Origin of the sequence: Agromyces sp. NPDC056965, from assembly GCF_042673425.1 — a bacterium.
GTDB lineage: Bacteria > Actinomycetota > Actinomycetes > Actinomycetales > Microbacteriaceae > Agromyces.
Window position 1 is genome coordinate 1 of record NZ_JBHURI010000146.1, and the last position, 5,205, is coordinate 5,205.

Annotated in this window: 4 protein-coding genes; 3 read left to right on the forward strand and 1 reads right to left on the reverse strand. The window is 68.5% G+C overall.

Annotated features, from left to right (window positions below):
- Positions 1 to 33: 33 nt before the first annotated feature.
- The gene (locus ACFTQE_RS19910) at positions 34 to 1,866 is read right to left on the reverse strand and encodes an AMP-dependent synthetase/ligase (protein ID WP_376926696.1); all 1,833 of its coding nucleotides are present in this window, start codon (positions 1,864 to 1,866) and stop codon (positions 34 to 36) included.
- A 152-nt stretch (positions 1,867 to 2,018) separates the two neighbouring features.
- Between ACFTQE_RS19910 and ACFTQE_RS19915 the strand changes: the two genes are divergently transcribed.
- From ACFTQE_RS19915 to ACFTQE_RS19925, 3 genes are all read left to right on the forward strand, one after another.
- A complete protein-coding gene (locus ACFTQE_RS19915) occupies positions 2,019 to 2,975 on the forward strand; it encodes an ROK family glucokinase (RefSeq protein WP_376926697.1) in 957 nt (318 codons plus the stop codon).
- Positions 2,976 to 3,025: 50 nt separating this feature from the next.
- Positions 3,026 to 3,715: a 1-acyl-sn-glycerol-3-phosphate acyltransferase gene (locus tag ACFTQE_RS19920; protein ID WP_056008212.1), complete on the forward strand. Its 690-nt coding sequence runs from the start codon at positions 3,026 to 3,028 to the stop codon at positions 3,713 to 3,715.
- Positions 3,716 to 3,839: 124 nt separating this feature from the next.
- Entirely contained in the window at positions 3,840 to 5,168 is a 1,329-nt protein-coding gene (locus ACFTQE_RS19925; protein WP_376926698.1) for a class II 3-deoxy-7-phosphoheptulonate synthase, read from the forward strand.
- Positions 5,169 to 5,205: the final 37 nt, after the last annotated feature.

Consider the following 5,205-nt stretch of genomic DNA (forward strand, 5'->3'; position numbering starts at 1 on the left):
GAATCCGCGGGGCCTTCGTCATGTTCGGACTGCTCAGTGCACGATCGAGTGGCCCTCGGTCGCCGGCGCTCCGGAGTACATCGCCTCGATGTTCGGGCTGAAGTCCTCGAGGATGATGTTGCGCTTGATGCTGAGCTTCGGCGTCAGGTGGCCGCTGGCTTCGGTGAGCTCGGTCGCGAGGATGGTGAACTTGCGGATCGACTCCGCGCGCGAGACCGTCTCGTTCGCCGCGTCGATGGCCCGCTGCACCTCGGCGAGGACCGCGGGATTGACCGTGGCCTCGTCGACCGACATGCCGGCGTCTTCGCCGTTGTTGTTGAGCCACACCGGGAGCATCTCGGGGTCGAGCGTGATGAGCGCCGAGATGAACGGCTTCTTGTCGCCGACCACGACGACCTGACCGACGAGCGGGTTCGCGCGGATGGGGTCTTCGAGCGCGGCGGGGGAGACGTTCTTGCCTCCGGCCGTGACGATGATCTCCTTCTTGCGACCCGTGATGGTGAGGAAGCCGTCGGCGTCGAAGGAGCCGAGGTCACCCGTCTTGAACCATTCGCCGTCGAACGCCTCGGCCGTCGCCTCGGGGTTCTTCCAGTACTCCTTGAAGACGTCGATGCCCTTGATCTGGACCTCGCCGTCGTCGGCGAGCCGGACCGAGACGCCCGGAAGCGTCGGGCCGACGGTGCCGATCTTCGACTTGCTCGGCAGGTTCACCGTGGCGGGCGCCGTCGACTCCGTGAGGCCGTAGCCCTCGAGGATCGTGATGCCGAGCGCGTGGTAGAAGTGACCGAGGCGCGGACCGAGCGGCGCGGAGCCCGAGACGGCGTACTTGACGTTGCCGCCCATGGCCGCGCGGAGCTTCGACAGCACGAGGGTGTCGAGCACCTTGAACTTGAGCTTGAGGCCGAGGGGCACCGAGCCGGCTTCCTTCGCCATGGAGTACGCCACGGCGGTCTCGGCGGCCGCACGGAAGATCTTGCCCTTGCCGCCGGCCTCCGCCTTCTGCTCTGAGGCGTTGTAGACCTTCTCGAACACTCGCGGCACTGCGAGGAGGAAGGTCGGCTTGAAGCTCGCGAGCGAGGGCAGGAGCTGCTTGGTGTCGGCCTGGTGGCCCACGCGCACGCCGGCGTGGACCGAGAGCACCGCGATGAAGCGGGCGAACACGTGCGCCGTCGTGATGAAGAGGAGCGTCGAGGCGCCGTTGGGGTCGAGCACGACCTCGTCGAGCGCGACCGCGGCGTTGCGGGAGAGCTCGACGAAGTTGGAGTGCGTCAGGACGCAGCCCTTGGGCTTGCCGGTCGAGCCGGAGGTGTAGATGAGCGTCGCGATGTCCGAGCCGACGGCGAGGTTGCGACGTCGCTCGATCTCTTCGTCGGTGACTTCGGTGCCGCCGGCGACGAGCTTGTCGAGGTCGCCGAGGTCGATCTGCCAGACGCCGCGGATCGCGGGAAGGTCGGGGTGCACCTCGTCGAACCGGGCGAAGTGGTCGGGGGTCTCGACGATGACGGCGATGGCGCCCGAGTCGCTCAGGTTCCACCGCACCTGCGAGGGGGAGCTCGTCTCGTAGATCGGCACGAGCACCGCACCCGCGAACCAGGTGGCGAAGTCGATCAGCGTCCACTCGTACCGGGTCTTGCACATCAGCCCGATCTTGTCGCCGGGCTGGATGCCGGCGGCGACCAGACCCTTCGCCAGGGCGATCACCTGGTCGTAGAACTCCTTGGTGGTGACCGGCGACCAGCCGCCGTCGGCGGTCGGAAGCGAGAACAGCACGGAGTCGGGTGTCGCGGCGACGCGGTCGACGAGCAGGTCGGTGGTGTTCGCTTCTGGGTCAGCTGCGACCACGGGTGGGGTAGCGAATTCGATCACGGTAGCTCCTTCGGCACCGGGAGGGTTGCGCGCGGCTCGGGCACCAGCGCGAACCTCGGCATTGGGGTCGATTACACTCTAGTCGTTGCTCACGGCCGCCCCAGGTCTCAGCTCCATCACGCTTCGTCCCCCTTCTGAAAGGCAGCCTTCCGGTGCATGCGATCGGTATCGACATCGGTGGAACGAAGATCGCCGGCGCGATCGTCGACCAGCTCGGCAACATCGTCGCGAGCGAGCGCGTCCCGACGCCTGCGGGCGATGCGACGCTCCTCGAGGATGCGGTCGTGCAGATGATCGAGTCGCTCCGCGCTCGCGCAGAAGACGAGATCGTCGCGATCGGCGTCGCGGCGGCGGGCTTCGTCGATGCCGCCCAGTCCACCGTGTACTACGCGCCCAACATCGACTGGCGCAACGAACCCTTCCGCGAGAAGCTCGAGGCTCGCGTCGGTACGACCGTCGTCGTCGACAACGATGCCAATGCGGCGGGTTGGGCCGAGTTCCGGTTCGGCGCCGGGCGCCTCGTGAGCGACATGGTCATGCTGACGATCGGCACCGGCGTCGGTGGCGCGATCGTCGCCGGTGACCGCCTGTTCCGAGGCGGCTTCGGAGCAGGGGCGGAGCTCGGTCACCTTCGCGTCGTTCCCGACGGCCTCGCGTGCGGGTGCGGGCAGCGCGGATGCATCGAGCAGTACGGCTCCGGCCGGGCACTGCTGCGCATGGCGAACGAGATCGCCGACGCCGGCGGCATCGGCCAGGGCCTCGCACGCGTGCGAGCCGAGCACGGCGAGCTCGACGGCCGACTCGTGGGCGAGCTGATCGCCTCGGGCGACGCCGGCGCGATCGCGGCGTTGCGGCAGCTCGGGCACTGGCTCGGCCAGGCCGCCGCGAGCCTCTCCGCCGTGCTCGATCCGCAGCGCTTCGTCTTCGGCGGCGGCGTCGCCGTGGCCGGCGAGCTCCTGCTCGAGCCGATCCGCGCCGCCTATCTCGAGCACCTGCCCGCCCGCGGCTACCACCCCGAGCCCGATTTCGTGATCGCCGAACTCGTCAACGACGCCGGTGTGGTCGGCGCGGCCGACCTCGCCCGCGTGTGGGTCGCCGAGCACGCCTGAGCCGCACGACGCTAGGCTGAGTCGGTGCTGCAGAGGGAAGGAGGTTCACGTTGTTCTACTGGATCATGAAGAACCTCGTGATCGGCCCGATCCTCCTCTCGATCTTCCGGCCGTGGGTCGTCGGCCTCGAGAACGTGCCGAAAGAGGGCGCGGTCGTGCTCGCATCGAACCACCTCTCGTTCATCGACTCGATCTTCCTGCCGCTCATCGTCGACCGTCCGGTGGTCTTCCTCGCCAAGAGCGAGTACTTCACGGGCAAGGGGCTGAAGGGCTGGGCCACGAAGGTCTTCTTCCAGGCTGCCGGCCAGCTGCCGATCGACCGTTCGGGCGGCAAGGCGTCAGAAGCATCGCTCGAGACCGGTCTCCGGGTGCTCGGCGAGGGCAAGATCCTCGGCATCTATCCCGAGGGCACCCGCAGCCCCGACGGCAAGCTGTACCGAGGCCGCACCGGTGTCGCACGCATGGTGCTCGAAGCGGGCGTCCCCGTGATCCCGGTCGCGATGATCGGCACCGAGCACGTCATGCCGATCGGCTCGCGGCTGCCCAAGGTGCGGCGCATCGGCATCATCCTCGGCGAGCCCGTCGACTTCAGCCGCTTCGAGGGGCTCGAGGGCGACCGGTTCGTGTTGCGTTCCGTGACGGACGAGCTCGTCTACGATCTCCGCGGCCTGAGCGGCCAGGAATACGTCGACGTCTACGCCAGTTCGGTGAAGGAGAAGCGCGCCTCGCAATCGCGATAGGCTCGGTTCTGCGGGGACGCGACGTGCGTCGCCGTTTCTCTTTTCGGCGCCAAGCGCGCCCCGAACCCTCAGGACGTTCCCCGTGGTACAGCTCGTCGAGCCGGTCGTGAATGCAGATCCCTCCGTGATTGCCGGCCTCGACTATTGGCGCACCCTCCCCATCAAGCAGCAGCCGACCTGGCCCGACGTCGAAGCCGCGCACGCGGCATCCGCTGAGCTCGCGAGCCTGCCGCCCCTCGTCTTCGCCGGCGAGGTCGACATCCTGCGCGACCGCCTGGCCGCCGCGTCGCGCGGCGAGGCGTTCCTGCTGCAGGGCGGCGACTGCGCCGAGACCTTCGCCGGTGCCACGGCCGACCAGATCCGCAACCGTGTGAAGACGGTGCTGCAGATGGCGGTCGTGCTCACCTACGGCGCCTCGATGCCGGTCGTGAAGATGGGTCGCATGGCGGGCCAGTTCGCCAAGCCCCGCTCGAGCGACACCGAGACCCGCGGCGACGTCACGCTGCCGGCCTACCGCGGCGACATCGTGAACGGCTACGACTTCACCCCCGAGTCGCGTGCGGCCGACCCCGCACGACTCATCAAGGGCTACCACACGGCGGCGTCGACGCTGAACCTCATCCGCGCGTTCACGCAGGGCGGGTTCGCGGACCTCCGTCAGGTGCACTCCTGGAACCAGGGCTTCGCGGCGAACCCGGCGAACGCCCGCTACGAGAACATGGCTCGCGAGATCGACCGCGCGATCAAGTTCATGGAGGCCTGCGGCGCCGACTTCGAGGCGATCAAGCACACGGAGTTCTACACGGGTCACGAGGGCCTGCTCATGGACTACGAGCGGCCGATGACCCGTATCGACTCGCGCACGGGCACGCCGTACGACACGTCGAGCCACTTCATCTGGATCGGCGAGCGCACCCGTGAGCTCGACGGCGCGCACGTCGACTTCCTCTCGCGCGTGCGAAACCCGATCGGCGTGAAGCTCGGCCCGACGACGACGCCCGAGACGATGCTCGAACTGGTCGAGAAGCTCGACCCCGAGCGCGAGCCGGGCCGGCTCACCTTCATCACCCGCATGGGCGCCGGCAAGATCCGCGATGCGCTGCCGCCCCTGCTCGAGGCGATCAAGGCGAGCGACGCCAACCCCCTGTGGGTCACCGATCCCATGCACGGCAACGGCATCACGACGCCCAACGGCTACAAGACGCGGCGTTTCGACGACGTCGTCGATGAGGTCAAGGGCTTCTTCGAGGCGCACCGCGATGCAGGCACCCACCCGGGCGGCATCCACGTCGAGCTCACGGGCGACGACGTCACCGAGTGCCTCGGCGGTTCGGAGCACATCGATGAAGAGACGCTGGCCACCCGTTACGAGTCGCTCTGCGACCCGCGGCTGAACCACATGCAGTCCCTCGAGCTCGCGTTCCTCGTGGCCGAGGAGCTCGCGGCACGCTGAGCCGACCAGAAGCGGGGGCGCCGGGGCGGGGGGCCCC